The sequence below is a fragment of the Dongia soli genome (assembly GCF_034044715.1).
Lineage (GTDB): Bacteria > Pseudomonadota > Alphaproteobacteria > Dongiales > Dongiaceae > Dongia_B > Dongia_B soli.
Window position 1 is genome coordinate 74,799 of sequence record NZ_JAXCLW010000005.1, and the last position, 24,549, is coordinate 99,347.

Consider the following 24,549-nt stretch of genomic DNA (forward strand, 5'->3'; position numbering starts at 1 on the left):
CGGTGTTCACTGTCAATCCGGCGTGTTCATTCCGTTTCGTCGACAGCGAAGATGCGCTGCTCGCCATCGATATCGCGCAGGACATGATGGCCAAGATCCATCAATTTGCACGAGCAGGTATCGGCGAAGGTTTCCGAGACCAGCAAACGCTGGCCGAGCTGTTTGGTCAGTTCCTGCAGACGAGCGGCGCGATTGACGGCCGGACCGATCACCGTGAAATCGAGGCGGGTCGGTGCGCCGATATTGCCATAGGCAACTTCTCCGACATGCAGGACCAGGCCGTAATCCAGCGGCGGCAATCCCTCCATCCGGCGGGCTTCGTTGATCTGGACAGCGGTCGTACCGAATTCCCGGGCGGCGCTTAAGGCGCGGCCACAGGTATCCTGGATGCCCTTCTCATCACCCATGATGGGAAAAATGGCCAGCACCGCATCGCCGATGAATTTCAGGACCTCGCCGCCATGGTTTTCGATCACCGCGACCATCGGTTTCAGCCAGCTGTTCAGCCCCTGGATCACATCGGCGATCGAAGCTTCCTCCGAAAAACGGGTGAAGCCGCGCATATCGGCCAGCCAGATCGCCGCCTGGATATGCTCAACCTGGCCGAGCTCGATCTGGCCATCGGTGATGCGCTCGCCGCTCCGCGGCCCGATATAGATGTCGAGCAGGTCGACGGCGAGACGGCGTAGCACATGGCGTTCGGCATAGGGGCTGAAGAGCAGGGCGGCGAGCTTCAGATCGTCGATCTGTCGCTCGGTGAAGCCGTCCGGCATTTGCGTGGCGAATGAAACCACAGCGGTGCGACGCTTTTCCAGGAAAGGCAGGGGGATCATCACATAGTCGGTGGCACCGGACTGCCGTAAATCTTCAAGCAGCGGTATATCCGGGCTTGGCCGATCGAGGCGCCGGCGGAAAGTTTCATTGGTTTCATCGACGATGCGCGTCGGACTGTTCGTGTAATCCGGCGATTGCATGACCTCGCTGCGTTGGGCGTCACGGACGGTGAGGTTGTCGTCCTTCCAGACCAGCATGATGCCTACCTGTTCGGGATGCAGCACCTCCAACCCTAACTGGCCGCGCCAGAGCGGCAGATCGCGCCGGCGCAATTCGTTGCAAAAGGCGGAAAACAGCGTTTTCAGATCGCGGCGTTCCAGCGCCTCGCGGGCCAGCCAGCGTCCCAAGCCATTGCAGGTTTCGCTTTCCGCGCCTATCAGGTTTTCCAGCATCCGGCGAGCCCTTGCATCCGACCGACGTCAATTTGTCCGAACCGCGCCAGTGAGTCGATTGATTGCGCTGGCTCGCGCGCTCGATGCGCGCGTTAATCTATCAAACTTTCTACGATAATGACGCCAGTTCTACTCGAAATATTTCACATTGTTGTAAAGCTGGCTCGAAAAGGGCTCCAGCTTGCCGAAGTCTTCCAGCGCCAGAAACTGCGCCACCTCCGTGCCGCCCTTGGTCAACGGAAAGAGGCCGAACTCATAAGTGAAGCTGCCGCCCTCCACCGTGGGCGAAGTGACCTCGCCATAGACCGGTATCCTTTCGCGGTAGCAGAGCTGGTAATGGCCATACCAGTCTTCCTTGACCTCCGGCCGCAGCAATTCATCGAGATAGCGGCCGGTGAAATCGATTCCCGAAACCCGTACGACGCGCGTTCCGACCAGGCGATAGCGAATGCGAAAGGGGTCAAATTCGGGTTCAGAAATGAGAATATTGGGCAACAGCTCTTTCAGCTCCAGCGGATCGATATCCCGCCGGTCCGGTATGTCGCCTCCTGCCCGCTTGCTTTGCCAGTAATCGTGCAGCTTCCGCAACAGCGGACTGCCGACGCGTTCGAGTTCACGCCAGCATGGCATTATCAGCCCAACGACTAAGCATTATTCCCCACCCAGTTCTATTTTCCTGTCGGTCTTTTGCTGTCTCGCCGGACGAGTCACCAAGTCGAGCTCAACTTCCGGTACACAGCCGTCGCCGATTCTGTCGCAATCAGTTTATCCCTAGTTGCAGGCGAGATACAGATAGAGGTTTTGCCCGATTTTTTTCGTCGATCAGGGCGCAAGAGGGGGAACGCAGCCGCAGATGGAGGTGTTACACCGCTGCCGGGGCGAGCCATGCGCGTTGGGCTGATGCAGCCTATCGAGAAGCCCGGCCTAAGCAAATGATCCTCAGGACGAATGCCGGGGATCAACCTCGGGGGGATCAACCGCCGGGATGGGGTGAGGCGCATTAATCAGCGAGAGGAGAATCATGTCGCAGGCAACCGATTTCCACCGCGGTGCTTATGCCGATGGATCCTATCTGGATCTGACCGGCGGCACCTGGCATTTGCAGGATTCGCAAATGAAGGCCGGCTGGATCATGAAACTTCTCGCCAGTCACCCTGAGGCGAAGGTTAACACTGTCTGCGAAATCGGCTGCGGCGCCGGCGGCATTCTCGCATCCATGCAGACGCGCATGCCGGAAACGGCGCAATTCACCGGCTATGAGATCAGCCCTCAGGCTCATGAGATGAGCCGCCAGTTCGAGAATGACCGGTGTCAATTCATTCTTGGCGATGCCTTTGCCGATCAGCGGCATTACGATCTCGTCATGGCGATCGACGTCTTCGAACATATCGAGGATTGTTTCAGCTTCCTGCGCCAGACCCATGAGAAGGGGCGCTATCAGATCTATCATGTACCGCTGGACGTACATGCGAGCGGCATCTTGCGCGGCAAAAATGCCTGGGACAGTTCAGGCCATATTCATCTCTTCACGCTGGAAACGGCGCTGAAATCCCTTGAGTTCACCAATCATCGCATCATTGACTGGTTTCTCACCAATGGCGCGGCCGAATTGCCGAACCGCAAGGCGCGCACCAAGGTGCTGAATACGGTGCGATATGCGATGCAGAAGGCGGTATCGGAACGTTTCGTCGCCCGGTTGCTGGGCGGGTATTCCGTGCTCATCCTGGCTGAATAACCGATTTCACTTCTTTCCCGCATCGCTTGCATGCGATAAAGCAAGGACCGGCCGCCGGCAAGGGCGGCCGGTCCTTTGCCAGCCTTTTCCCATTCAACCGTTTTCGGAGATGTCCGATATGACCATCAGTGTCGTGATGCTTCAGCCGCTGATTGCCTTGCTTGCCGGCGTTCTCATTCTGATCATGCCGCGGCTGCTCAACATCATCGTCGCGCTTTATCTCATCCTGGTCGGCATCTCCGGCCTATGGCCGCATTTCATCCACTGAGCCCGGAGACGGCAGCGGTCGCGTAATTGCCCGTGGGATCTGATTGCATGAACCACCCTGAGCCTTCGCGTTCTGCCGAGCCTGGCAAGCGTTCATGCAGCAGAGACCGGATCTCGGCGGTGATGTCCAGCGTGCTGCCCTTGGTCAGATCCTTGGCAAGTTCGGTCTGGATCAGATGGCCGAGGCGGTTGTCGATATTGTCATGCAGAACATCGAGCATCTGCGGCGGCGCGATCAGGATAAGACGCTGGAAGTCATTGCATCGCGCTGCATCCTCCAGGCGTTGCACCATTTGGCGCACGAAGTTGCGCAAGATTGCGGTCGCGGTGGTGCTGCAGGCGGGATCGGAAGCCGGCGCTCGTTGATACGGCTCTTGCGGCCGCATGATGCCGATCGCATTCACCTTGCCATTAGCAAGACAGGACCAGATCTGCGCGTAGCGCGGACTGGCGACGAGAACCCAACTCTTCGATTTTGGTACTGCCGCGGTCATTCATCACCTTTGCCAATGGGCTCCGATAGCGGAGCACGAACGCAAGACGGAGAAATGCAGCACAAGCAGCCCTAACATAAGAGCGCGGCGGCGCCCAAATGCCAAGGAAAAAGCTGCCTTATAGTGAGAAGAATCACAGGTGACACCACCATTTCCCCACGACAGTAATTTCGTGGCGGCCGAAATGTTCCATCATGATCGTCGCGGTGATGCCCACCGCAATGAAAAAATTAATTTCCGGGTTAATTAAGGGGGAACGTCACCGTTTTTTCACAGACGGTGGGACGCTGCGATCAGCTCGGCATGAAAATTGATCTGATAATGTCGCGATATATCAGGATCTGCTGCGGTAGGATGGAACCATCTTGCAAGGCGCGGCCCAGTACCAAGCCGCCTTCAACCAAAGTTACCGCCATATCGGCCAGTTTATCGGTATCGATCTCGTCGCGGGGCGGATACTTGTCGGCGATATCCTGAAAATACTGGCGAAACCGATCGCGCCAGGCCTGCATGCCGGCGGCATTCAAATCGCGGATGTCGCGGCTGGAAAGCTGGTCCTGATAGCAGAAAGACGCCGCCAGGCAGCCGGGATGCGCTACCGGCAGGCTCGCCATCATTTCCGCGAATAGTTTCAGGCCGACGAGAAAACCGTGCAGCGGATCGTCATGCAATTCCCTGGCGCGGCGAAAGAGGTCGTCGAGTATCTCCTTGTCCTGCCGGATGTAGCGCTCGATGAGCGCCTTGGCGAGATCGTTCTTATCCTTGAAATGATAGAAGAAGCCGCTCTTGGTGATGCCGGCCGCGGCGATGATTTCATCGATCGAGGTTGCGGCGAAACCCTTGGCCAGGACCGCTGCCTCCGCATGCGTCAGGATGCGCTCGCGGGCGCTACCGCGTCTACTGGCCGCAAGGGGAACCGGCGCGGCGACAGAGATAGGATCCGATCGTGCCATGCACAACTGTACCACAGGTGCAGCCAGGCGACGGAGGAAAGCGACAGCTTGCTGGCAGTCAACCTTCATGCATCCCGCTAATGTGCTGTCCGTCACATAGAATTTTCAAAATCGTCAAACCGGACCATTGATTGGCTAGTCGCGGCGCTCTGACTGCATCATGTTTCATTTGTGGGGACGTGATGCATTAGCATCTTCATTTGGGAATGGAATCCACGAGATGAGCCTGTATCGTAATCGACTACCGCAATTGGCCGACAATGTGTTCCTGACCGATGGTGGTTGCGAGACCACCTATATTTTTCACGAAGGTAAGGAGCTACCGTATTTCGCCCTTTTCGATCTGCTGAAGAGCGAGGAGGGGCGGGCATGGCTGCAGAGCTATTATGCGCGCTATATGGCGATCGCCAAAAGCAATGGGACCGGCTTCATTCTGGAAAGCCCGACCTGGCGCGCCAATCCCGATTGGGCGGCGAAACTTGGCTATAGTCAGGCCGCGTTGGATGCGGCTAACGCGCAGGCGATCGATGTGATGCGTACCTTGCGCGATCATGCGATGGCAAAAGATGGCGGAAAAGCGCAGCCCATCGTCATCAGCGGCTGTCTCGGCCCACGCGGTGACGGATATGACCCGGGCCAGATCATGACGGCAACCGAAGCCGAAGAGTATCATAGTGCACAGATACGGGTCTTCGCCGCCTCGCAAGCGGATATGGTATCCGCCATGACCATGACCAATGCCGAGGAGGCAATCGGCATCGCCCGCGCCGCGGCCTCTGCCGGCATTCCCTCGGCGATATCCTTCACCCTGGAAACCGACGGCAAACTGCCGACCGGCCAGAGCCTGCGCGATGCCATCGAGACGGTGGATGACGAGACCGACGGCAGCCCAGCCTATTTCTGCATCAATTGCGCCCATCCCACGCATTTCACGACCATGCTGGCCAATGACGGCGATTGGCTGCTGCGGCTGCGCGGCATCCGCGCCAATGCGTCCAAGCGTAGCCATGCCGAATTGGATGAAGCAACCGATCTCGATGACGGCGATCCGGTTCAGTTGGGCCGCGAATATCTGGCGATCCGCCGGCACGCACCCTGGATCAACGTGCTGGGCGGCTGCTGCGGCACCGATCATCGCCATGTTGAACAGATCGGCCATTGCTGCGCGTCGGCTGCAGGATAGAAGGACCGCCCTGTTAAGCAAGCTTAGGTCTCAGGGCCGCCCATCTGGATCTCCGGATGGGTGGTTTCTTGTGCGAAAAACTCGTGTATCATTCACGCCAGTTCCCAGACAGATCATCGAGCTTGAAGACGCAACGTGGTGGAGGCGCGAGATGGCCTATCGTCAGGTGTCGATTGCGGTGACCGCGTTCTTGCTGATGGCGGCTGCGCCGGTCGGAAAGATCGCCCAAGCGGCGACAGCAGAGCAGTTCCAGGTGCGCACGACGGCGGATTACGTCGCCGTCTGCACCACATCGCCGAATGACGATACCTACCAAGCGGCGATCGCTTTCTGTCATGGCTTCGCCGTGGGTGCCTATCAATATTATGCCGCTGTGGCCGAGGTATCGTCGCAAGACCGCTATGTCTGTTTGCCCGATCCGCCGCCGTCGAGAGTGACGGCGCTGACGGAATTCGTCACCTGGGTCAAAGGCAATCCGCAATATATGCAGGATAGGCCGGTCGATTCCATCTTCCACTTTTTGAAGACGCGTTATCCTTGCAGCTAGTGATGCCGGTCAATGCTTCTAGTCAATGCGCCGCTGTCGTTATTGAGGGAGAGGGATATGAGAAAGATGCAGTTGCGCACAGGCCGCGTCCAGGCGGGCGTCGCTACAATTCTCCTCTCCGCGTGCTTGACGGTGACGGGCTGCACCGGCATGAGCGATACGCAGCAGCGCACCGTGACCGGCGCGATGGGAGGTGCTGCCGGCGGTGCCTTGATCGGCGCTATCGCTGGCAATGCGGCACTGGGTGCTGCCATCGGTGCGGCGGCCGGCGGTGTCGGCGGCTTCGTCTGGGATCAGCATAAACAGAGCGAGGATGCCGCCTTTCAGCGCGGTGTGGCGGCCGGCGGGCAGACCACCGATTGAGGACTGGAACGCGTCCCGGGCCTTGCGCACGGAGCTTTGTTGCCCTCGCCATGGAACGATGTGACAGTTTCCGACTTTCGGGAAGGTATTGTTCGTTGAGAAGGCCTCACGTCGGTTCCGTCAAAGTCGCCCGTCTCCGAGAAGCTAAAGTTCGCCTCGCTCGGGGGGGCCGGGAGGGAAGCTTGGCGCGTGATGTGCCGACCGAAATAACCTTTCCGCAGGAGCTGCTGCTCCAACCGCCACGGCCCATCCGGATTTTCGGATCGGCCGTTTCTCGCGCGAAAAAGTAGTGTATCATCCACGCCAGTTACCAGATCGATCAGCAAGCTTGAACACGCAACCGAGTGGAGGCGCGAGATGGCTTATCCCCGAGTAGCGGTGGCGGTGATCGCGTTCTTGCTGGTGGCGGCTGTGCCGGCCGGGTACAGTGCCGAGGCAGCGACTGCGGATCAGTTCGAGGTGCGGACAACCGCTGATTATGTCGCCCTCTGCACCACACCGCCGGAGGATGACACTTATCAGGCGGCGACGGCCTTTTGCTATGGCTTTGCGGTGGGCGCCTATCAATATTATGCCGCCCTGGCGGAGCAATCGGCGAGCTATCGCTACGTCTGCCTGCCGACGCCGCCTCCGACCCGCAGCAGCGCGCTCACCGACTTTGTCGCCTGGCTCAAAACCCATCAGCAATACTTGCCGGAGAAGCCGGTCGATACCATATTTCGTTATTTACAGGCACGCTATCCCTGCGGCCAGTGACGGCTGCATGTATGGAGGTGACCATGAGACGGATGCATATACCGACCGGCTCTCCGCGGTCTCTTTTATCTGCCTCCCTGTTGTCCGCAACACTGCTCGTCAGCGGCTGCACCGGCATGAGCGATACGCAGCAGCGCACCTTGACCGGCGCGGCTGGCGGTGCGGCGGGCGGTGCAGCGATCGGCGCCATTGCCGGCAATGCCGGCCTGGGCGCGGCGCTCGGCGGTGTGGCCGGCGCTGCCGGCGGCTATATCTGGGACCAGCACAAGAAGAGCGAGAACTCTGCCTATCAACGGGGCGTCGCCGCCGGCCAGAAGCAGCAAACGACGAATTGAGGATTGATGACAGGTTGCCTCCGCGCCGGGGTGGCTGACGGCGCCCAATCCTGCGCGATCCTGCGCGCACGAAGCTTTGTTGTGACCGGAAGGGAACGATCAGACGATTTAGTGCTTTGGGGAGGCATACTGTTCGTTGAGAGGCCTTCATGTCGGTTCCTTCTAAGTCGCCTGCCCCGGCAAAGCCGGCCTCCTCCCCAAAGTCCGTTTCGCCCCGCCGCAACAGCCCTGGCAATGGTGAAGAGGGAACGTCAGCCGGGGGGGCATCGGCTGCGGACACTCCCGCCACGATAACTTTCCCGGAGGATTTCCGCCTCATCGTCCAGCTTGGCCTGCTCATTCTGGCATTGCTGGCGGCCATGTATGTGGCAGCGGAAGTAATCCTGCCCATCGTGCTGGCCTTCGTGCTGAAGCTGCTGCTGCAACCCGCAATGCGCGGCTTCGAGCGCCTGCATGTGCCGCGCCCGCTCGCCGCCTTGCTGGTGCTGTCGGTTTTCTTCGGCGCGATCCTAGGCGTGGGGACGGCCTTATCCACCCCTGGCGCCGCTTGGCTGGAGCATTTGCCGCAAGCGGTGTCGAAGCTGGAAGAACGGTTGAGTTACCTGCGGGAGCCGCTCGGCGCGATGCGCAATTTCCTGCGCCGTGCTGAAGAGCTAACGCAGGTAGGCCCGGCCGACCCCTCGCCGGTCGTCTCGCCATCCCTCGCCGGGTCTTCGGAAAATCTCAGCGTCGGTGCCGCCGCTGTGCCACCGCCCGCACCGCCGGCTCCGGCACCCTCTGCCATGTCATCCGAAAGCGGCGCCTTGTTGCATCAGATCTTCATGGGCACCTGGAGCTTCGCCGCCGGCTTTGCCACCACGATCCTGATGCTGTTCTTTCTGCTGATTTCCGGCGATACCTTCCTGCGCCGACTGGTGGAAATCCTGCCGAGTTTCAGCAACAAGCGGCAGGTCGTGGATATCTCTCAGCAGATCGAGCGCGATATCTCGATTTATCTGATGACAATCACCATCATGAACGCGTTGGTGGGCACGGCGACTGGGCTGATGATGTGGACCTTCGGCACCGGCGATCCGATCCTCTGGGGCGCCGTTGCCTTCCTGTTGAATTACATTCCGGTCATCGGGCCGCTCTTCGGCGTCGGCCTCTTCCTTCTGGTCGGGCTGCTCGGCATCAACACGGTGTGGCAAGCGATCCTGCCGGCCGCCTGCTATCTGATGATTCACCTGATCGAAGGCCAGATCGTGACGCCGCTGATCCTGGCCCGGCGCTTCACGTTGAACCCTGTCCTGGTCATCATGACGCTGGTCTTCTGGTTCTGGATGTGGGGCGTGGTCGGCGCCGTGTTGTCGATCCCGATGCTGGCCATCGCCAAAATCATCTGCGACCGCATCCGGCCGCTTGCCGCTTTAGGGCACTTCCTTTCCGGATGAAAGGACCTATTGCGCTGCCGATAGGCCGCGCGGTGGGCGGCGATGTTCGAGCCCGGCGAATTCAACGAATTTCGTCGTCGATTGCCAGAGATAATCGCCATAGAGGAAGGGCGTGAAGGCTTGCATGTCCGCTAAGGGCAGGGGGCTGATCACCGCATCGACGCGCGGCTCGTAGAAGAAGGGAATGGAATATCGTTCCTGGCCCCAGCCGATCACGCGATGTTCCGTCGCCTTGATGCGGCCGCCGGTCCAGCGTTCCAGCAGCTTGCCGAAATTGACCACCAGGCTGTTATCCGTGGGCGGCACATCGATCCACCCACCGTCGCGGTGGCGCGCCTGCAGGCCTTCGACGCCGTCCTGTGCCAGCAGGGTGACAAAGCCGGAATCGACATGCGGCGTGCCGAGGAAATATCCGGTGCGGCCATCATGCGTGACGGTCAGGCGGTCACGCTGCAAATTGCCATAGGATGCGTCGCTACGTACAGGATAGCGGATCAGCCGGAAGGTCGAGATGCCGCCTTTGAAAGCCGCATCGAAAATCCCGTCGTCGAGGCCGAGGCCGCGGGCAATGGCGCGCATCAACACGCCGCCGACCTGTTCCATGCCGCGATAATAAGCGCCGGCATCGGCACGCCAGCCCGGCAGATCGCTTTCCGGCGGCAAGGGTGTCGCTTCGCGCAAGGGATCGGTATTGTCGATGACGGCATCGCCATAGGCGACATCCGGACCCATATCGATGCCTTCCTTATATGTCTCGAAGCCGTTCTGCAGCGGAAACCAGCCGCGATAGATATTCTGGTTCTCGGGCCGGAATTTCTGTCGCAATAACGGGCGGCGCTGCTGCTCCGTCAAAGCGAAGGCGCGTTTCAGCTTCTGCAACTGCGCCGGAGCGATGGGGATATGCGCCGCCAGGCCGGTGACCAGCATGAAGCCGCTCTCCGAAGCCGCAGCGGCGATGGCACGGTCGGCGGCCTCCCGCGCCAGCGATGCGGCCGGATCGAAGAGGGCGGCGATATCGATACTGGGTATCATCATCGGACGGGTCATCGGAGCGGCTCATGCGAGGGGATCGGTGCGCCGAGCTTAAGACGCCTGATCTCCACTGCAAATGGCAATAAACTCATCGCCGGTTCACATAATTCGATAGCTGGTGCTCCATACCTGCCAGATAGCTCCGCAACGACATAAATTTTGATCAATTCCGTCGCGGTCAGCCATCGCAAGGGGGATGGGGATGACGAAACCTGGTGTAACCGGCAACAGTCATCAGCCGCCGCCATGGAACCCTCGGGTCAAGCCCCTGGGGTGACAACCGCGTTGCGGATTGCTTTTGTGCGAATCTCTCGAAAGCGGCGGTCGCAGCCATCGCAGCGCGTCCAGGAAAAACAAGGTTGTCACCCGCAGACTTGATCCGAGTGTCCATGGTCGAGGCCGGAGACGATGTCGGAGCACATGCTTTACGGCATGCTTTGCGGCGCACTTTGCAAACGAACGGAGCTGGCCTGGGGACCCATCGGGCCTTCGGTGGTGGCGCGGGTCACATGCACCATCATGCCGGGCTTGATATCGTCGAAGCGGCCGTCAATAACGGCGTTGCGGGTAAAGTAGAGGCTATCGCCTTCGCGGATTTCGATGAAGCCGTAATCCTCCAACGGCATGATCTCGCGGATGCAGCCGGTTTCGCCCGCACCCTCATGCTGCTTCACGTCGCGGGCAATGACGCGAGAGACATCCTCAAGCTGTCGCTGTGCCGCATCGAAGGCCTGGTTGACGACAGCAAGGGAATCGCCCTTGGCATCACGCCGTTCATCGGATTTCTTGGCGACGATGGTCGGGCGCCCCGGTACGTCCAGTTCGATGGAAATACCCAATGGCGATTTGGCATTCGAACTCTTGTTCCTTAATTCAACCACAACCCGGCAGCCGATCAAACGTGGAAAGAAGCGCTCCAAGCGATCCACGCGGTCGCGGATGAGCGTTTCCAGATGCGGCGAATTGTCGAGGTTTTTAAAAGCGATCTGCAGGGGTTTTTCCATCGGCATTCCTCACACGCAGGTCAAAAATCGGCGCGTCCCCGCTTGCCGCATCCCTCTTCCATTGCGCGGCCAGACAGGCGCGTCAGGCACAAGCCTATCTTCTCTCGAACAGGATGACCAGCGTGGAAGTTCCACCAAAGGACGACAACAGAGGCTGAGGCGCAACACTGTCGCGTGTCGGTTGTTCAGTATCGCGAGCCGGCGAGAACCGGCCCGCGATACCGCTTGCCCTGCATATGACGGTAGAGGGATATCACAATTGTGATGACAATCGGACCTTTGCTGCGGGTAAGTCTCCCTTCAGGCAAAATCCCATACTGCCCTAGAAGCCCATGTCACCCATGCCGCCCATGCCATCCATTCCCGGCGCGCCTCCGGAAGCGGGCTTTTTCTCCGGCCGTTCGGCGACCATCGCCTCGGTGGTGATCAACAGGCCAGCCACCGATGCTGCATCTTGCAAAGCCGTGCGAACAACCTTGGCGGGATCGATGACACCGGCATTGACCAGATCCTGATACGCACCGGTGGCGGCGTTGAAACCGATATTGTATCTGGATTCTTCTAGCAATTTGCCGACGATCAGCGAGCCGTCCTCGCCGGCATTCATGGCGATCTGACGAGCCGGCATCTGCAGCGCGCGGCGCACGATCTCGATGCCGGCCTTCTGGTCGGCATTGGCGGGCTTCAGGTTTTCCAGCACTTTGCTGGCCCGCAGCAGGGGCACGCCGCCGCCCGGCAGAACCCCTTCCTCGACGGCGGCGCGTGTTGCATGCAAGGCGTCATCGACGCGGTCCTTGCGTTCCTTCACTTCGATCTCGGTTGCGCCGCCCACCCTGATGACCGCAACGCCGCCGGCAAGTTTCGCCAGACGCTCCTGCAATTTTTCGCGGTCGTAATCCGAAGTCGTCTCCTCGATCTGAGCGCGGATCTGGGCGCAGCGCCCGTCGATCTCCTTCTTCTTGCCGGCGCCGTCGACGATGGTGGTGCTCTCCTTGTCGATGACGATCTTCTTCGCTCGGCCCAGCATCTCGATGGTGACATTCTCGAGCTTGATGCCGATATCTTCGGAAATCATCTGCCCGCCCGAGAGAATGGCGATGTCTTCAAGCATCGCCTTGCGGCGGTCGCCGAAGCCCGGTGCCTTCACTGCCGCCACCTTCAACCCGCCGCGCAATTTGTTGACGACGAGCGTCGCCAAGGCTTCTCCCTCGACATCCTCGGCGATGACCAGCAAGGGCTTGCCCGTTTGCACCACCGATTCCAGCAGCGGCAACATGGCCTGCAGGCCGGAGAGTTTCTTTTCGTGGATCAGGATATAAGGTTCTTCCAATTCCACCCGCATCTTGTCGGGATTGGTGATGAAATAGGGGGAGATATAACCGCGATCGAATTGCATGCCCTCGACGATGTCGAGCTCGGTCTCCAGCGACTTCGCTTCCTCGACGGTGATCACCCCTTCATTGCCGACCTTCTGCATGGCCTGGGCGAGGAAGCGGCCGATCTCCTGGTCGCCATTGGCCGAGATGGTGGCCACCTGGGCGATCTCGTCATTCGACGTCACTTTTTTCGCATGGGACTTGATGTCGTTGACCACCGCTTCCACGGCGAGGTCGATGCCACGCTTCAGATCCATCGGATTCATGCCGGCGGCGACGGATTTCGCCCCTTCCTTGACGATGGATTGCGCTAGCACCGTTGCCGTGGTCGTGCCGTCGCCGGCGATATCGCTGGTTTTCGACGCGACCTCGCGCACCATCTGTGCGCCCATATTCTCGAACTTGTCGGCCAGTTCGATTTCCTTGGCCACCGTGACGCCGTCTTTGGTGATGCGCGGCGCACCGAAGGCTTTGTCGATCACGACATTGCGGCCCTTGGGTCCGAGCGTCACCTTCACCGCATTGGCGAGGATATCGACACCGCGCAGCATCTTGTCGCGCGCTTCGGTGGAGAATTTCACGTCTTTCGCAGCCATCTTTATCTCCTTGCTTTCACAATAGGACGTCAGAATGGTTTTGCTGATGCGGAAGGCGGGGAGCGCCTGCGCCAGACGGCGCTGAAATGGGCGGTTCCGTTGCCCAGAGCAAGTGCATCGCTTGAAAATTTTGGCACTCCGCAGCCCGGAGTGCTAGAATATAAATAGCTCCCCGGCGGCGGAATTCCGGCCGGCGGCGCTGCTGCGCGTCCCTATTCAGCGCGCGCGCTCCTGTATTGGCGAGACCGGCTCGCTTCGTTTCAGCCGACTTGACGACGCGCCGCGATCACCTAAATCGACGATATTGGATGGCGGCCAAAGAAACGCCCAACCGCCGGGCGTGCTGGCACCATCCCCTTCATTGCACAAGGTCTGACGAATGGAGGTCCAGGATGCGAAATCTCATTCCATGGGGTCGTAGCGATCGCAACATGCCTGCGCGCAATTATGGCGACGACGGCAGCCCGTTCTTCTCCCTGCACCGCGAAATGAACCGGCTGTTCGACGACTTCTTCCGCGACGTCGATTTTCCTGCCATCGGCCGTCGCGGCTGGGCGGGGGGCTGGCCGCAGGTCGAGATGCGGGAAACCGACAAGGAGGTGACCATCGTCGCCGAATTGCCGGGAATGGAAGAGAAGGATGTCGAACTCAGCCTGCAGCAGAATGCGCTGACGCTGAAGGGCGACCGGAAATCGGAAAGCGAAGGCGCGCTCTACAGCGAACGCTGGCATGGCCAGTTCCAGCGCACCATCCAGCTCAGCCCCGATATCGATCCGGAAAAGGCCACGGCGGCTTTCAAGAACGGTATTCTGACGGTTACCTTCGCCAAGCGGCCCGAAGCGCAGAGCACGACGAAGCGTATTCCGATCGGCAAATAATAATCGGCAAGTGCAACGGCGGCCGCGCTCTCCAGGGCGCGGCCTCCTTTTCGACGAAAAAAGGCATTTCCGGTGCCGCTTTTGATCTGCTACGCTCCGCTCCCGGTGCAGTAGTTCGACGAACAGGAATTCACCATGCCATCGCATACCGGGGAATCGGTGGGAAAGGGAAAATGACGGTCTCAGCGAAAACCTCGCTTTACGATCTGGTGGGCGGCGCCGAAGGCGTGAATCGGCTGGTCGAGACCTTCTACGACATCGTGGAAAAAGAGCCGGCGGGCCATGTGCTGCTGCTGTTGCATCTGCGCGGCAATGGTGTCGCCCATTCCCGTGTCGAACAATTCAATTTCCTCTCCGGTTTTCTCGGCGGTCCGCGCCTCTATGTCGAGAGGCATGGCCATTCTGATGTGCGCGAGATGCATGCCCATGTTGAAATCGGCAGCGAGGCGCATGACGCCTGGTTGACCTGCATGGCGATGGCGATCGACCGGGTCGGCATCGCTGCGGATGTCAAAGAGCGGCTGATGGGGCATTTCCGCCGCGTGACGGCAATGCTGAAGAATCGTCCTTGATTATCTCCTGATTCCGGCGCCCCGCCGGAACAATCATCACGCCCGTATGTTGGCGCTTATGTCTGGCGGATGAACCGGACAGTTGGCCTGTTCTCTTTTTTTTTGAAGCGGACGGGCCTTGCGCGACCAAGCTTCTACTGTGCCCTGCGTTCGAACCAAGTGCCGATCATGTCCTGCTGATGCGTCCGCAGGACACTCGGGCGCAGTGTCACGCCTCACACAACCGCATCGAGCCGCTGAGGAGATAAGAATGGGCTATGCAAGGGAATCTTCGCCCCGACAGGATCGGCGGCGCGGCTCTACCCAGGCCGGGAACAGGGGCAAGGGCCTTGGCAACGTGGGCATCGCGGTCGCCCTGGCCGGCGCGGCGGCGCTGGGGGTGATCGGGGTCCAGGCGCTCAGGCGTAGCTCCAAGATGCGGGTCGGTGGGATGAGTGGCGCGACGGCTGGGGCCTCCGCCCACGGACCGGAGGTGGAGCGATCGCTGACGATCGAGAAAAGCGTGGATGAGCTTTATCGTCGCTGGCGCGACCCACAGAATTTCCAGAAGATCATCGGCCATTTCGCCGAAGTCGAAAGCCTCGGCGACGGTCGCGCCCGCTGGTCGGCGCCGGCGCCGCTCGGCGAATGGTATATGCGCCAGGTCGAGGATCGCCCCGACGAGCTGATGCGATGGGAGGCGGAAGAGGCTTCCGCGCCGCTGCAGGAAAGCTCGGTCCGTTTCCGCCCGGCAAAAGGCAAGCAGGGCAGCGTCGTCACAGTGCATATGCGGCTGAACCCGCCGGGCGGCGTGCTGGGCCGGGCGGCAGCAAAGATCATGCATAACGTCATCCCCGCGGAGATCGCGTCGAAGATGCTCCATTACTTCAAGAGCCTCGTCCTTACCGGCGAAGTCCCGACCACCGATCGCCAGCCGTCAGCCCGGCGGGATCCTGACCGGCGCGACTATTGAGGAGGAGGCATACATGCGCGCACTTTGCTGGAACGGTGTCAACGACCTGCGCGTCGAGACGGTCAGGGACCCGCAGATCGTCAATCCTCATGATGTGATCGTGAAGGTCCGCAAGACCACGACTTGCGGTTCGGACCTGCATTTCATCAACGGCTACTTGCCGACCATGCAAGTGGGCGATGTTATCGGCCACGAATTCATGGGCGAGATCGTCGATGCCGGTTCGGAGGTCACCAATGTCGCAAAGGGCGACCGCGTCGTGGTCCCATCCTTCATTTCCTGCGGCCAGTGCTGGTATTGCCAGCAGAAGCTCTTCTCGCTTTGCGACTGCACCCATCCGAAGCCGGAACTGCAGGAGCCGTTCTTCGGCTATCCCACTGCGGGCATCTATGGCTACACCCACGCCTTTGGTGGCTATGCCGGCAGCCATGCCGAATACATCCGCGTGCCCCATGCGGATGTCGACTGCTTCAAGCTGCCCGACGGCGTTGGCGACGAGCAGGCCGTGTTCTTGTCCGATGCCGTGCCGACCGGCTATATGGGCGCCGATTTCTGCAACATCCATCCCGGCGATGTCGTGGCCGTCTGGGGCTGCGGCGGCGTCGGGCTGATGGCGCAGAAAAGCGCCTTCCTGATGGGGGCGGAACGGGTGATCGGCATCGACCGCTTCCCCGAGCGCCTGGAGATGGCGCGCCAGCATGTAGGCTCGGAAACCATCGACTATACCGCGGTGGACAGCGTTCTCGACGTGCTGAAGGAGATGACCGAGGGGCGCGGGCCCGATGCCTGCATCGATGCGGTCGGCATGGAGGCCCACGGCACGGGCCCGCAATATGCCTATGACCGGGTCAAGCAGACGCTGGGCCTGGAAAGCGATCGCGGCCAGGCTTTGCGCGAGGCGATCATGGCCTGCCGCAAAGGCGGCACCCTCTCGGTGCTCGGCGTCTATGGGCTGATCGACAAATTCCCCATGGGCGTCATCGTGAACAAGGGGCTGACCTTGCGCACCGCGCAACAGCATGGCCAAGCCTATCTGCCGCGTCTCCTGGACCATGTGCAGAAAGGTGAGCTCGATCCGTCCTTCCTGGCGACGCATCGCATGTCCCTGGAAGACAGTCCGAAAGGCTATGGCCTTTTCAAGCACAAACAGGATGGCTGCGTGCGGGTGGTCTTCACGCCCTGACATCGCATCCTAACCAAGATTGAAGGAGCAACCACATGTCCGATGTCACCGGATTGAAAGTCGCCATTCTCGTCACCGATGGCTTCGAGGAAGTCGAATTGACCGAACCGCGGAAGGCGCTGGATGCGGCCGGCGCCGAGACCTCGGTGGTATCGCCCAAGGACGACCAGGTGCGGGCCTGGCGCTTCACTGAATGGGGCGACAGCGTGCCCGTCGATATCCCGCTCAGCGAGGCCAGGGCCGAGGAGTTCAGCGCGCTCCTCTTGCCTGGCGGTGTGCTCAATCCCGATGCGCTGCGGATGGATGTGAAGGCGGTCGCCTTCGTCAAAGCCTTCTTCAAGGATGGCAAGCCCGTGGCCGCGATCTGTCACGGCCCCTGGACCCTGATCAATGCCGGTGCGGTGCAGGGCCGGCGCCTGACATCATGGCCCTCGCTCGAAGTCGATCTGCGCAATGCCGGCGCCGATTGGGTCGATCAGGAAACGGTGCTGGACCAGCGTCTGCTCACCAGCCGCAAACCCGATGACATCCCCGCTTTCACCCGTGAGTTGATTTCCCTGCTCAGCAAAGTACGCGCTCAAGGCCAGGACGCTTTTGCTTGAACCGCAGCCTCGACTCATCGCTCATCTAACACTAGACGGAGAGATCCGCCGCGATCCTGTCCATCGTCGCTGTCTCGTGGCCGATGAGCTGGAGGAGATCGCGTCGGGTCCGGGGCAGGGGACCGGTTGCGGGCAGCATGCCGGCGGCACGCATCGCCTGGGCGATCTCCCAGATGAGCGGTGGGCGCATATGCAGGCGGTGCAGCAGGGCCCGATCAGCAAAGATATCCTCCGGCGCGCCGTCGCAGGCGATGCGGCCTTCCCCGAAGATGACGATGCGGTCGGCCCAGCCATAGGCCATGTCGATGTCATGGGTGGTGAGCAGGATCGCCGTCTCCTGGCCGGCAATGCGCCGCAGCGCCGCCATCAGGTGACTGACGCTGAACGGATCAAGCCCGGCACTGGGTTCGTCCAGCAGCAGATAACGCGGCTGCATGGCGACGATGCCGGCAATGGCGACACGCTTGCGCTGGCCGAAGCTCAGCATATGGGTCGGCCGGTCGCGCAGATCCTCGATACGCATCGCCGCCAAAGCAGCATCGACCTGGCCGCGCGCCGCGTTCGGCGCGAGGCCGAGATTGAGCGGCCCGAAGGAAACATCCTCGAAGACGCTGGCGGCGAAAAGCTGGTCGTCGGGATCCTGCAGCACCAGGCCGACCTGCCGGCGCAGATGGCGCAATCCCGCTTTGTCGTAGCGGATCTCTTGTCCATCCAGCCGCACGCTGCCGCGATCCGGCCGGATCGTGCCGTTGAGCAAGGTGAGGAGCGTGGTCTTGCCGGCGCCGTTCGGGCCCAGGATCGCGACTTTTTCGCCCGGCTGCAGCGCGAGGCCGATGCCGGAGACCGCGGCGATCCCGCCGGGATAGCTGTAATCGGCCGCAACGATTTCCAGCATCAGTAACCGACCCGACCGATCATGGCGATGGTGGTGATAAGGGCGGCTGTCCCAGCAAGGCGCACCAGCGATAATTTTTCCTCAAGATCGATGAAGCGCAATTCGCCATCATAGCCGCGCGCCGCCAGACCGGCTTCCACGCGCTGAGCCCGGTTGAGCACGCGCGGCAACAAGGCGGCGAGCAGCAGGCCGAGCGAGCGCAGGCTGCGGCGATAGCCATCATAGCCAAGGCGGTTGGCCTGGGATCGCGAGGAGCTTTCGACGCAATCCAGCGTCAGCCAGATGAAGCGGAACATCATGAGGGCGATATCGCTGGCTTCGGGACCGATGCCGGCCCGGCGCAGCAAGCGCAGGATGTCGGTCAGCGGCGTGGTCAAAGCAAGAAAGAGCAGGGCGGCGACACAAGCGAGGCTGCGCAAGGCGATGAAGCCGGCCGGCAGCAGGGCCGCTTCGGAAAGACCAAGAACCGGCCAGGCGCTATTGAGCTGCAGGGTCACGACCTGCGCCAGGCTGCTGAGGGCGATGAACCCGGCCGGCACGCTGGCGCTGCGCAGGATGTCGCGGCACGAGATACGGGCGCCCCAAAGCAAGAGCGCGGCGCAGCTCACAAGAACGACGCCCTGCGCCATCCAGCCCGGACTGCACAAGGCGGCGGTCATCATGCCGATTGCCAGCGCTGCCTTTTCCAAAGCGGGAAGGCGGCGCCAGCGATTGGTCTGGGCGTTGCGATCAATGAGCCGCATGATCCTGCGGATTGCTGGCAGCTTTGGCCGGACTTCCTTCTTCGGCCAAGCCCCCTGCTTCGGCCAAGCCCCGGCGGCGGCCGAAATAATAGCCGAGCAAGCCGGCGCCGATCGCCGCCTGCAAGGCGAAGAGCAGGCTTTCGATCTCGCTGCTCGGTGGTTCCCAAAGCGGCGCCGCCCAAGGCTTGTAACTGGGATCGAGCGCAGTGATCGCTTGTTCCGCCTGGTTGTCGGAACCGGCGAATTCCGCATCCTTGCCGTGGATCAGCAGCGGTACAACGGCCAGCGCGATGACGGCGGCGAGCAGCCAGAGATTGCGCTTCATCATCACGCGGCCTTCCGGGAAATATTGCTGAGGACCGCCAATTCGCCATTGCTGTATTTCGACAGCAGGTTCCACACCACCACAGTCAGCAGGCCTTCGCTGATCGCCAGCGGCACCTGGGTCACGGCGAAGATGCCGAGGAATTTCGCGGCAGCGCCGATGATGCCGCTTGCCGGATCAGGGAAGGCGATGGCGAGCTGGAAGGAGGTCGTCACATAAGTGGCAAGATCACCCAAAGTGGCGGCGGTGAAGATCGCGATGGTGGTGCCGAGGCCGATCGCCTGGATGCCGCGATAGAGGCCGTAAGCGACGAAGGGGCCGACGATGCCCATGGAGAAGATATTGGCGCCGAGCGTGGTCAGGCCGCCATGAGCCAGCAGCAGCGCCTGGAACAGCAGCACGATCGCCGAAAGCACGGTGGTGACGGTCGGGCCGAACAGCGAGGCGGCAAGGCCGGTGCCGGTCGGATGCGAGCAGCTGCCGGTCACCGATGGCAGTTTCAGCGCCGACAGGACGAAGACATAGGCGCCGGAGGCGGCGAGCAGCATCTTCACCTGCGGATGTTCGCGCACCACACGGGCGATGCGGCGCAGGCCGAGAATGACAAATGGTGCGGATGCGGCAGCCCAGCCGATGCAGTGACTGGCCGGCAGATAGCCTTCCATAATATGCATGATCCCTCCGATGCATGTCCCTCTATCGCGCATCGAGGCATATGCCTCCGGGGTGGAAGGCCGGCGCCGATGCGTCCGATGGCAGGTCTCCTGGCTCGCGGGTTATCGCCTTGCATCGACCTTCCCGGCTCGCGCCAGTGGTACGCTTGGATGCTCGGCTATCCGCTTACAGTTGCGGGGGCAGCCACGGTCTTGGCCCCTTTTGGGTCGTCCGCACCGTGTTCCCTATTAATCCCCTGGACTTCAGCCGTCGGGGAACCATCAGCGGGGCGGATCATGCTCAGGCACCCTTGCGGTGTCAAGCTCGGCAGGGCGAAATCCTTCGCCGTTTTTTACCGGTCTCTCAGGGCGCCGATCAGCCCCGGTTGTCACCTCGGACTTGATCTGCGGTTCATGGTAACAACCGCGCTTGGCCTCGCCCATGGATCCTGAGGTCAAGCCCGAGGATGACGACCTTGTTTGTTTTTAGTGCTCTGCGATGACCATCGCCGGCAGAGTTGGTGGCATGGAGGCGTTTCCTGCCGGCTGTGGTTGAGTTATTGTCGCGCATGCATCCTTATCCGGGCCTCACCTATCGCTGCGACGATCTGACCGACCCGGCCAAGCGGGTGGCCTGGGTCGAGCTGCTGCAGGAGATTTTCGGCATCGATCTCGGTCCCTTCAGCGCCTTGAATATCTGGCCGCCGGATTACCGGGCCTTCTCCTATCTCGACGGCGAGGCCATGGCGGCCAATGTCTCGCTGCGGCCGATGCCGATGATGATCGGTGGGCGCCGGGTGGAGGTGGGGCAGATCCAGTCGGTCGCCACCCGGCCCGCCTATCGACGGCGCGGCCTGTTCGGCGACCTGATGCGGCGCATGCTGGCGGAGGCCGATCGCCATTATGAATGCCAGATGCTTTATACCGTCAGTCCGGATCTCTATATGCCCTTCGGCTTCCGGCCGCTGACCGAGCATTATTTCCGCGGCCAGCTCCATGTCGCGGCCGGTGATGCGGGGGATCTGCGGATCGAACGGCTGGATATCGGCCGGGAAGAGGACCGTGCGACGATCCTCGGTCTCTTCAACCGGCGCCGACCGGTCTCGGATCATTTCGGCCTCTGCGATGATCATGCGATCTTTCTCGCCAATCTGCTGGCCCGGCGCGACTGGCATCTCAGCTTCCTGCCGGCGGAACAGGCATTGATCGTCTGGGAACAGCGCGATCGGACGACAAGGCTGCTCGATATCGTCGCCCCGCGCATTCCGCCGATGGCGTCGATTGCCGCGGCACTTGAACTCAGCGAGATGACGGAGATCAAGATTCTCTTTCCGCCCGACCGCCTCGTCGGCAATCTGACGGCAGCACCCTATAAGACCGACGACAATGTCATCCTGATGGTGCGCGGCCCCTTCGCGATCGAGGGCACGCCCTTCATGCTGCCACCGACGGCGGAATCGTGAAGGCTCTTTGCACGCCGCGTTCTTTCCACAGATAAAATGTCGACAATCCATAAGCGAGCAGGAAGGCGATGTTGATGCCGGCGCCGTTGAGCCAGCTGCACACCGGATGAGGCGCGAGGTGGGGCAGGACATGGGCGACGAGCAGCAAGGTGACCGGGTTGATGATGGCGGCGAACCAGCGCGGATAGAGGCTATAGCCGCGCGCCGTTATGACGGCGAGCAGCGCCATGCCGCAGAACAGCAGGATGTCTGCTGCCAGATAGGCGATCAGCAGGACCCTGTTGAATTGCTGCCCCAGCTCCAGGAAGGCCGGATAGGCTTCTTGTGGCACATTCAGCATCGCCTTATAGACCATGCCGACGAAATAGAAGGCGCCATGCGCCAGCGGCGAATAGGCATTGCCGCAGAGCATCAGCAGGAAGACCAGCGTGGCCAGCACCCGGCCCGCCGGCCGCGCCACCACATAAAGGTGACAGGAGGCGGCAAGGTAAAAGGGAATGGCGAAATTGGCGATCAGCGCGCCGGCCGCCAAACGCGGTTCGGAAGCCGGCAGCATACTTGACAAGCCGCCGAAATCGATCGCCCCGGCATAACGTTGGAGCAGCAGCGGATATTCGTCGGGCGTGGCATGGCTGCCGACAATCAGCATATCGCCGATGATCCAGCAGATAGCGCCGATAATGCCGGCAATACCGGTAAACCGGAGGAAATGTCGTTGCATATCGGTGACGGGCATCATGTGTCTCGCTGTGGTGATCGATTCTGTCGTTGCACGGTCCCATAGACCAGGTCCGAGGGCGACAGATACTACGCAGCAAAGCCACAGGCTTGCTGACGTCGACTGTCATGCCGTGCACGTTACTGCCCGTCCCCGCGCGGCATCGACAATCGATAAAGCTGACGCAGTGTGCATGCAGGAGACAGCTTTGTCACCCGCTGCCTGTAGCGTCGCCAAATTGTCATTAGCTGCGAACCCTCGCCGTGGTCCACACACTGTTCGGTGAGCCGCGCATGATGCGCCGGCGCATGGCGCGGGCGACAATGACGAGGGCAAGGGCGCCGAAATCGCGGTGATATCAATCACAGCCATCGCCCAACCGCCGATCAGGATGCTGGCGCCAGGATGTTGACCTGCGACAAGAGCGTTACTGACCAGGATGAGATCGTCGATCCAACACGGACCGACCATGCCGGCCTCGCCGTTGTCTTCTCACCGAGCCGACTATTGAAGGCAGTGCCGAGCCGCACGGGCCGGCGTCTGCATGGTCGAAGCCGCCTTGACAGCCCCATATGCAGATGATGAGGGCGAGGCAGGCGGTAGGCGATATGACAATGAGAATTACTCGCAATTCAGGAATGGAGTCAAGATGCGGCTGGTCCGGTATACAGCTTGAAAGGGCCCGCTTGCCTCGGCGCGATCATCCGTTATGCTCGGCACATGGAAGATGTCACCTTAGATCCGGCCCTGATGGGGCGATTAGCCAAAGCCGTGGGCTTTATCTGCGGTCCCAGGCATGCTTGCACCGTTGCGCTGGCGAAAGCGGCGGAAACGGGCGCCCCGGCGGATATCAAGCGGGCCCGCGCGCTGTTCCTCAAGTTGAAACATGCCGAGCGCCAGGGCGCCCTGGCCATGCTGGCCGACTGAGCGCTCGCCGATTTCCCCACCAGCATGATGAACGACCAGCGCCTCCACTATCCCGCCACTGCCCGCAACCGCGATCCGATCCTGGCGGTGCTGCGCCAGATCCTGCCGCCGCGCGGCCTTGTCCTGGAAATCGCCAGCGGGTCGGGTGAGCATATCGTGCATTTCGCCGAGGCGCTGCCGCATCTCGACTTCCAGCCTTCCGATCCGATCACCGAGGCGGTGCAGAGCATCGATGCCTGGCGCCAGTCGGCGGGTCTCGCCAATATCCGCCCGGCACTCACGCTCGATGCCGCGGCCGCGTCCTGGCCGGTCGAAGACCTGGGCGCGGTCCTGTGCATCAATATGATTCACATTTCCCCCTGGGAGGCCACGGAAGGCCTGATGCGCAACGCCGCCGCGTGCCTGCCGGCGGGTGCGCCGCTTTATCTTTATGGCCCCTATAAGCGCGGGGGCCGGCATACGGCGGCCAGCAATGAGGATTTCGATGCGAACCTCAAGGCGCGCGATCCGCGCTGGGGGGTGCGCGACCTGGAAGCGGTGGCCGCCCTGGCGGCGGCGGCGGGCTTTTCCGCACCGACCGTGACCGAGATGCCGGCCAATAATCTCAGTTTGGTGTTTCGCCATGACGGTTGACGCGGCGCGCTAGGCGATCGAGAGCTCGATCAGTTCCGCGGCAACCTGGCCGCCGTCGATGCGCAATTTGCCGACGGCGATCGGCAGCTTGAAGCGTCGTGGCCCGGCACTGCCCGGATTGATGAAGAGCACACCGTTCTCTTCACGACAGAGCGGCTTGTGGGAATGGCCGGAGATGATGACGCGGCAGCCGGCCGGCGGCGGCATCTGTTTGAGATCGGCGACATTGTGAATGACGAAGATGGTAATGCCGCCGATCGTCAGCGTCTCGGTATCGTGCAGGGAGCTGGCCCAGGGCGCCATATCGTTATTGCCGCGGATCGCCGTCACCGGTGCAATCCGCGCGAGATCACTGAGAATTGTGGCATCGCCGATGTCTCCCGCATGAATGATGCGGTCGCTGTCTTCCAGTGCGGCGCGTGCCTCGGGCCGCAACAAGCCGTGCGTATCGGAGATCAGGCCGATCCTGGTGATGCGCGATGACGTCATGCCTTCATCTTGCAGGCGGTTTTGTGGTGAGTCCAGCGCCGCGGGATCGCGTCCGGCCTCTGCCGTGGACCCTCGGATCAAGTCCGAGGGTGACAACCTTGCTTGCTGTGACTGCCGTGCGAAAACTTTTGGCGATGTTGCCGATCATCACAGGACTTAATGCCACTCTGGCTTGTCACCCTCGGACTTGAGGGTCCATAGTTGCAACGGACGAAC

29 protein-coding genes and 1 riboswitch are annotated in these 24,549 nt (G+C 61.1%); of the genes, 16 read left to right on the forward strand and 13 right to left on the reverse strand.

Annotated elements, in window-relative coordinates; translation table 11 throughout:
• Positions 1–26: 26 nt before the first annotated feature.
• Both SMD27_RS17100 and SMD27_RS17105 read right to left on the reverse strand, forming a co-directional pair.
• On the reverse strand, positions 27–1,226 hold the full coding sequence (locus SMD27_RS17100; RefSeq protein ID WP_320509637.1) for an adenylate/guanylate cyclase domain-containing protein: 1,200 nt from the start codon (positions 1,224–1,226) through the stop codon (positions 27–29).
• Positions 1,227–1,355: 129 nt separating this feature from the next.
• Positions 1,356–1,856 carry a PAS domain-containing protein gene (locus SMD27_RS17105; protein WP_320509638.1) on the reverse strand — a complete coding sequence of 167 codons (501 nt, stop codon included), beginning with the start codon at positions 1,854–1,856 and terminating at the stop codon, positions 1,356–1,358.
• Between the two features lie 391 nt (positions 1,857–2,247).
• Between SMD27_RS17105 and SMD27_RS17110 the strand changes: the two genes are divergently transcribed.
• Positions 2,248–2,961, forward strand: coding sequence for a class I SAM-dependent methyltransferase (locus SMD27_RS17110; protein WP_320509639.1), 714 nt, complete (start codon positions 2,248–2,250; stop codon positions 2,959–2,961).
• A 118-nt stretch (positions 2,962–3,079) separates the two neighbouring features.
• Positions 3,080–3,229 carry a DUF3096 domain-containing protein gene (locus tag SMD27_RS17115; protein ID WP_320509640.1) on the forward strand — a complete coding sequence of 50 codons (150 nt, stop codon included), beginning with the start codon at positions 3,080–3,082 and terminating at the stop codon, positions 3,227–3,229.
• Here the strand turns inward: SMD27_RS17115 and SMD27_RS17120 are convergent.
• Positions 3,219–3,722, reverse strand: a complete 504-nt coding sequence (locus tag SMD27_RS17120; RefSeq protein ID WP_320509641.1) for a host attachment protein — start codon at positions 3,720–3,722, stop codon at positions 3,219–3,221. The two genes, SMD27_RS17115 and SMD27_RS17120, sit on opposite strands and share 11 nt — an antisense overlap.
• A 293-nt stretch (positions 3,723–4,015) precedes the next feature.
• On the reverse strand, positions 4,016–4,675 hold the full coding sequence (locus tag SMD27_RS17125) for a TetR/AcrR family transcriptional regulator (protein ID WP_320509642.1): 660 nt from the start codon (positions 4,673–4,675) through the stop codon (positions 4,016–4,018).
• Between the two features lie 220 nt (positions 4,676–4,895).
• Here SMD27_RS17125 and SMD27_RS17130 point away from each other — a divergent pair, with 220 nt between their 5' ends.
• The 6 genes from SMD27_RS17130 (at position 4,896) to SMD27_RS17155 (ending at position 9,292) form a co-directional block, all read left to right on the forward strand.
• Positions 4,896–5,858 carry a homocysteine S-methyltransferase family protein gene (locus tag SMD27_RS17130; RefSeq protein ID WP_320509643.1) on the forward strand — a complete coding sequence of 321 codons (963 nt, stop codon included), beginning with the start codon at positions 4,896–4,898 and terminating at the stop codon, positions 5,856–5,858.
• A 151-nt stretch (positions 5,859–6,009) separates the two neighbouring features.
• Positions 6,010–6,405: a Rap1a/Tai family immunity protein gene (locus tag SMD27_RS17135; protein ID WP_320509644.1), complete on the forward strand. Its 396-nt coding sequence runs from the start codon at positions 6,010–6,012 to the stop codon at positions 6,403–6,405.
• 66 nt (positions 6,406–6,471) lie between these two features.
• Entirely contained in the window at positions 6,472–6,768 is a 297-nt protein-coding gene (locus tag SMD27_RS17140) for a YMGG-like glycine zipper-containing protein (RefSeq protein WP_320509645.1), read from the forward strand.
• A 357-nt stretch (positions 6,769–7,125) separates the two neighbouring features.
• On the forward strand, positions 7,126–7,524 hold the full coding sequence (locus SMD27_RS17145) for a Rap1a/Tai family immunity protein (RefSeq protein WP_320509646.1): 399 nt from the start codon (positions 7,126–7,128) through the stop codon (positions 7,522–7,524).
• A 23-nt stretch (positions 7,525–7,547) separates the two neighbouring features.
• Complete coding sequence (locus SMD27_RS17150; RefSeq protein ID WP_320509647.1) at positions 7,548–7,859, forward strand: YMGG-like glycine zipper-containing protein; 312 nt, start codon at positions 7,548–7,550, stop codon at positions 7,857–7,859.
• Between the two features lie 149 nt (positions 7,860–8,008).
• Entirely contained in the window at positions 8,009–9,292 is a 1,284-nt protein-coding gene (locus tag SMD27_RS17155) for an AI-2E family transporter (RefSeq protein ID WP_320509648.1), read from the forward strand.
• Positions 9,293–9,298: 6 nt separating this feature from the next.
• On the opposite strand, the gene SMD27_RS17160 is transcribed toward SMD27_RS17155, so the two are convergent.
• From SMD27_RS17160 to groL, 3 genes are all read right to left on the reverse strand, one after another.
• Complete coding sequence (locus SMD27_RS17160; protein WP_320509649.1) at positions 9,299–10,339, reverse strand: isopenicillin N synthase family dioxygenase; 1,041 nt, start codon at positions 10,337–10,339, stop codon at positions 9,299–9,301.
• Between the two features lie 410 nt (positions 10,340–10,749).
• Positions 10,750–11,328, reverse strand: a complete 579-nt coding sequence (locus tag SMD27_RS17165) for an HPF/RaiA family ribosome-associated protein (protein ID WP_320509650.1) — start codon at positions 11,326–11,328, stop codon at positions 10,750–10,752.
• Positions 11,329–11,650: 322 nt separating this feature from the next.
• The gene (gene groL / locus SMD27_RS17170; protein ID WP_320509651.1) at positions 11,651–13,300 is read right to left on the reverse strand and encodes a chaperonin GroEL; all 1,650 of its coding nucleotides are present in this window, start codon (positions 13,298–13,300) and stop codon (positions 11,651–11,653) included.
• A gap of 431 nt (positions 13,301–13,731) precedes the next feature.
• Here groL and SMD27_RS17175 point away from each other — a divergent pair, with 431 nt between their 5' ends.
• The 5 genes from SMD27_RS17175 to SMD27_RS17195 all read left to right on the forward strand — a co-directional run bounded on the left by SMD27_RS17175 (position 13,732) and on the right by SMD27_RS17195 (position 17,487).
• Positions 13,732–14,178 carry an Hsp20/alpha crystallin family protein gene (locus SMD27_RS17175; RefSeq protein ID WP_320509652.1) on the forward strand — a complete coding sequence of 149 codons (447 nt, stop codon included), beginning with the start codon at positions 13,732–13,734 and terminating at the stop codon, positions 14,176–14,178.
• Between the two features lie 173 nt (positions 14,179–14,351).
• Entirely contained in the window at positions 14,352–14,750 is a 399-nt protein-coding gene (locus tag SMD27_RS17180; protein ID WP_320509653.1) for a group II truncated hemoglobin, read from the forward strand.
• A gap of 250 nt (positions 14,751–15,000) precedes the next feature.
• Positions 15,001–15,702 (forward strand): SRPBCC family protein, encoded by a 702-nt coding sequence (locus SMD27_RS17185; RefSeq protein ID WP_320509654.1) that lies wholly within the window; start codon positions 15,001–15,003, stop codon positions 15,700–15,702.
• A 13-nt stretch (positions 15,703–15,715) separates the two neighbouring features.
• Positions 15,716–16,885 carry a zinc-dependent alcohol dehydrogenase gene (locus tag SMD27_RS17190; protein ID WP_320509655.1) on the forward strand — a complete coding sequence of 390 codons (1,170 nt, stop codon included), beginning with the start codon at positions 15,716–15,718 and terminating at the stop codon, positions 16,883–16,885.
• Between the two features lie 35 nt (positions 16,886–16,920).
• Positions 16,921–17,487 (forward strand): type 1 glutamine amidotransferase domain-containing protein, encoded by a 567-nt coding sequence (locus tag SMD27_RS17195; RefSeq protein WP_320509656.1) that lies wholly within the window; start codon positions 16,921–16,923, stop codon positions 17,485–17,487.
• Positions 17,488–17,518: 31 nt separating this feature from the next.
• Here the strand turns inward: SMD27_RS17195 and SMD27_RS17200 are convergent, their stop codons facing one another.
• The 4 genes from SMD27_RS17200 to SMD27_RS17215 are packed head-to-tail and all read right to left on the reverse strand — an operon-like array spanning position 17,519 to position 20,124.
• Entirely contained in the window at positions 17,519–18,382 is an 864-nt protein-coding gene (locus tag SMD27_RS17200) for an energy-coupling factor ABC transporter ATP-binding protein (protein WP_320509657.1), read from the reverse strand.
• Positions 18,382–19,125, reverse strand: a complete 744-nt coding sequence (cbiQ, locus tag SMD27_RS17205) for a cobalt ECF transporter T component CbiQ (RefSeq protein ID WP_320509658.1) — start codon at positions 19,123–19,125, stop codon at positions 18,382–18,384. Before cbiQ ends, SMD27_RS17200 begins: the two co-directional genes overlap by 1 nt.
• Positions 19,112–19,453 carry an energy-coupling factor ABC transporter substrate-binding protein gene (locus tag SMD27_RS17210; protein WP_379990119.1) on the reverse strand — a complete coding sequence of 114 codons (342 nt, stop codon included), beginning with the start codon at positions 19,451–19,453 and terminating at the stop codon, positions 19,112–19,114. The genes cbiQ and SMD27_RS17210 overlap by 14 nt, the downstream gene beginning before the upstream one ends.
• Positions 19,453–20,124 (reverse strand): energy-coupling factor ABC transporter permease, encoded by a 672-nt coding sequence (locus SMD27_RS17215; RefSeq protein ID WP_320509659.1) that lies wholly within the window; start codon positions 20,122–20,124, stop codon positions 19,453–19,455. Before SMD27_RS17215 ends, SMD27_RS17210 begins: the two co-directional genes overlap by 1 nt.
• Before the next feature lie 63 nt (positions 20,125–20,187).
• A riboswitch (cobalamin riboswitch) is annotated at positions 20,188–20,402 on the reverse strand.
• A gap of 222 nt (positions 20,403–20,624) precedes the next feature.
• Between SMD27_RS17215 and SMD27_RS17220 the strand changes: the two genes are divergently transcribed.
• Positions 20,625–21,566 (forward strand): GNAT family N-acetyltransferase, encoded by a 942-nt coding sequence (locus SMD27_RS17220; protein WP_320509660.1) that lies wholly within the window; start codon positions 20,625–20,627, stop codon positions 21,564–21,566.
• Here SMD27_RS17220 and SMD27_RS17225 read toward each other — a convergent pair.
• Positions 21,538–22,305 carry a DUF6796 family protein gene (locus SMD27_RS17225; protein ID WP_320509661.1) on the reverse strand — a complete coding sequence of 256 codons (768 nt, stop codon included), beginning with the start codon at positions 22,303–22,305 and terminating at the stop codon, positions 21,538–21,540. The genes SMD27_RS17220 and SMD27_RS17225 overlap by 29 nt on opposite strands.
• Positions 22,306–22,956: 651 nt before the next feature.
• Between SMD27_RS17225 and SMD27_RS17230 the strand changes: the two genes are divergently transcribed.
• Positions 22,957–23,211, forward strand: a complete 255-nt coding sequence (locus SMD27_RS17230) for a hypothetical protein (protein WP_320509662.1) — start codon at positions 22,957–22,959, stop codon at positions 23,209–23,211.
• Between the two features lie 24 nt (positions 23,212–23,235).
• Positions 23,236–23,844, forward strand: coding sequence for a DUF938 domain-containing protein (locus SMD27_RS17235; protein ID WP_320509663.1), 609 nt, complete (start codon positions 23,236–23,238; stop codon positions 23,842–23,844).
• A gap of 9 nt (positions 23,845–23,853) precedes the next feature.
• Here the strand turns inward: SMD27_RS17235 and SMD27_RS17240 are convergent, their stop codons facing one another.
• A complete protein-coding gene (locus SMD27_RS17240) occupies positions 23,854–24,333 on the reverse strand; it encodes a metallophosphoesterase family protein (RefSeq protein WP_320509664.1) in 480 nt (159 codons plus the stop codon).
• Between the last annotated feature and the right edge of the window lie 216 nt (positions 24,334–24,549).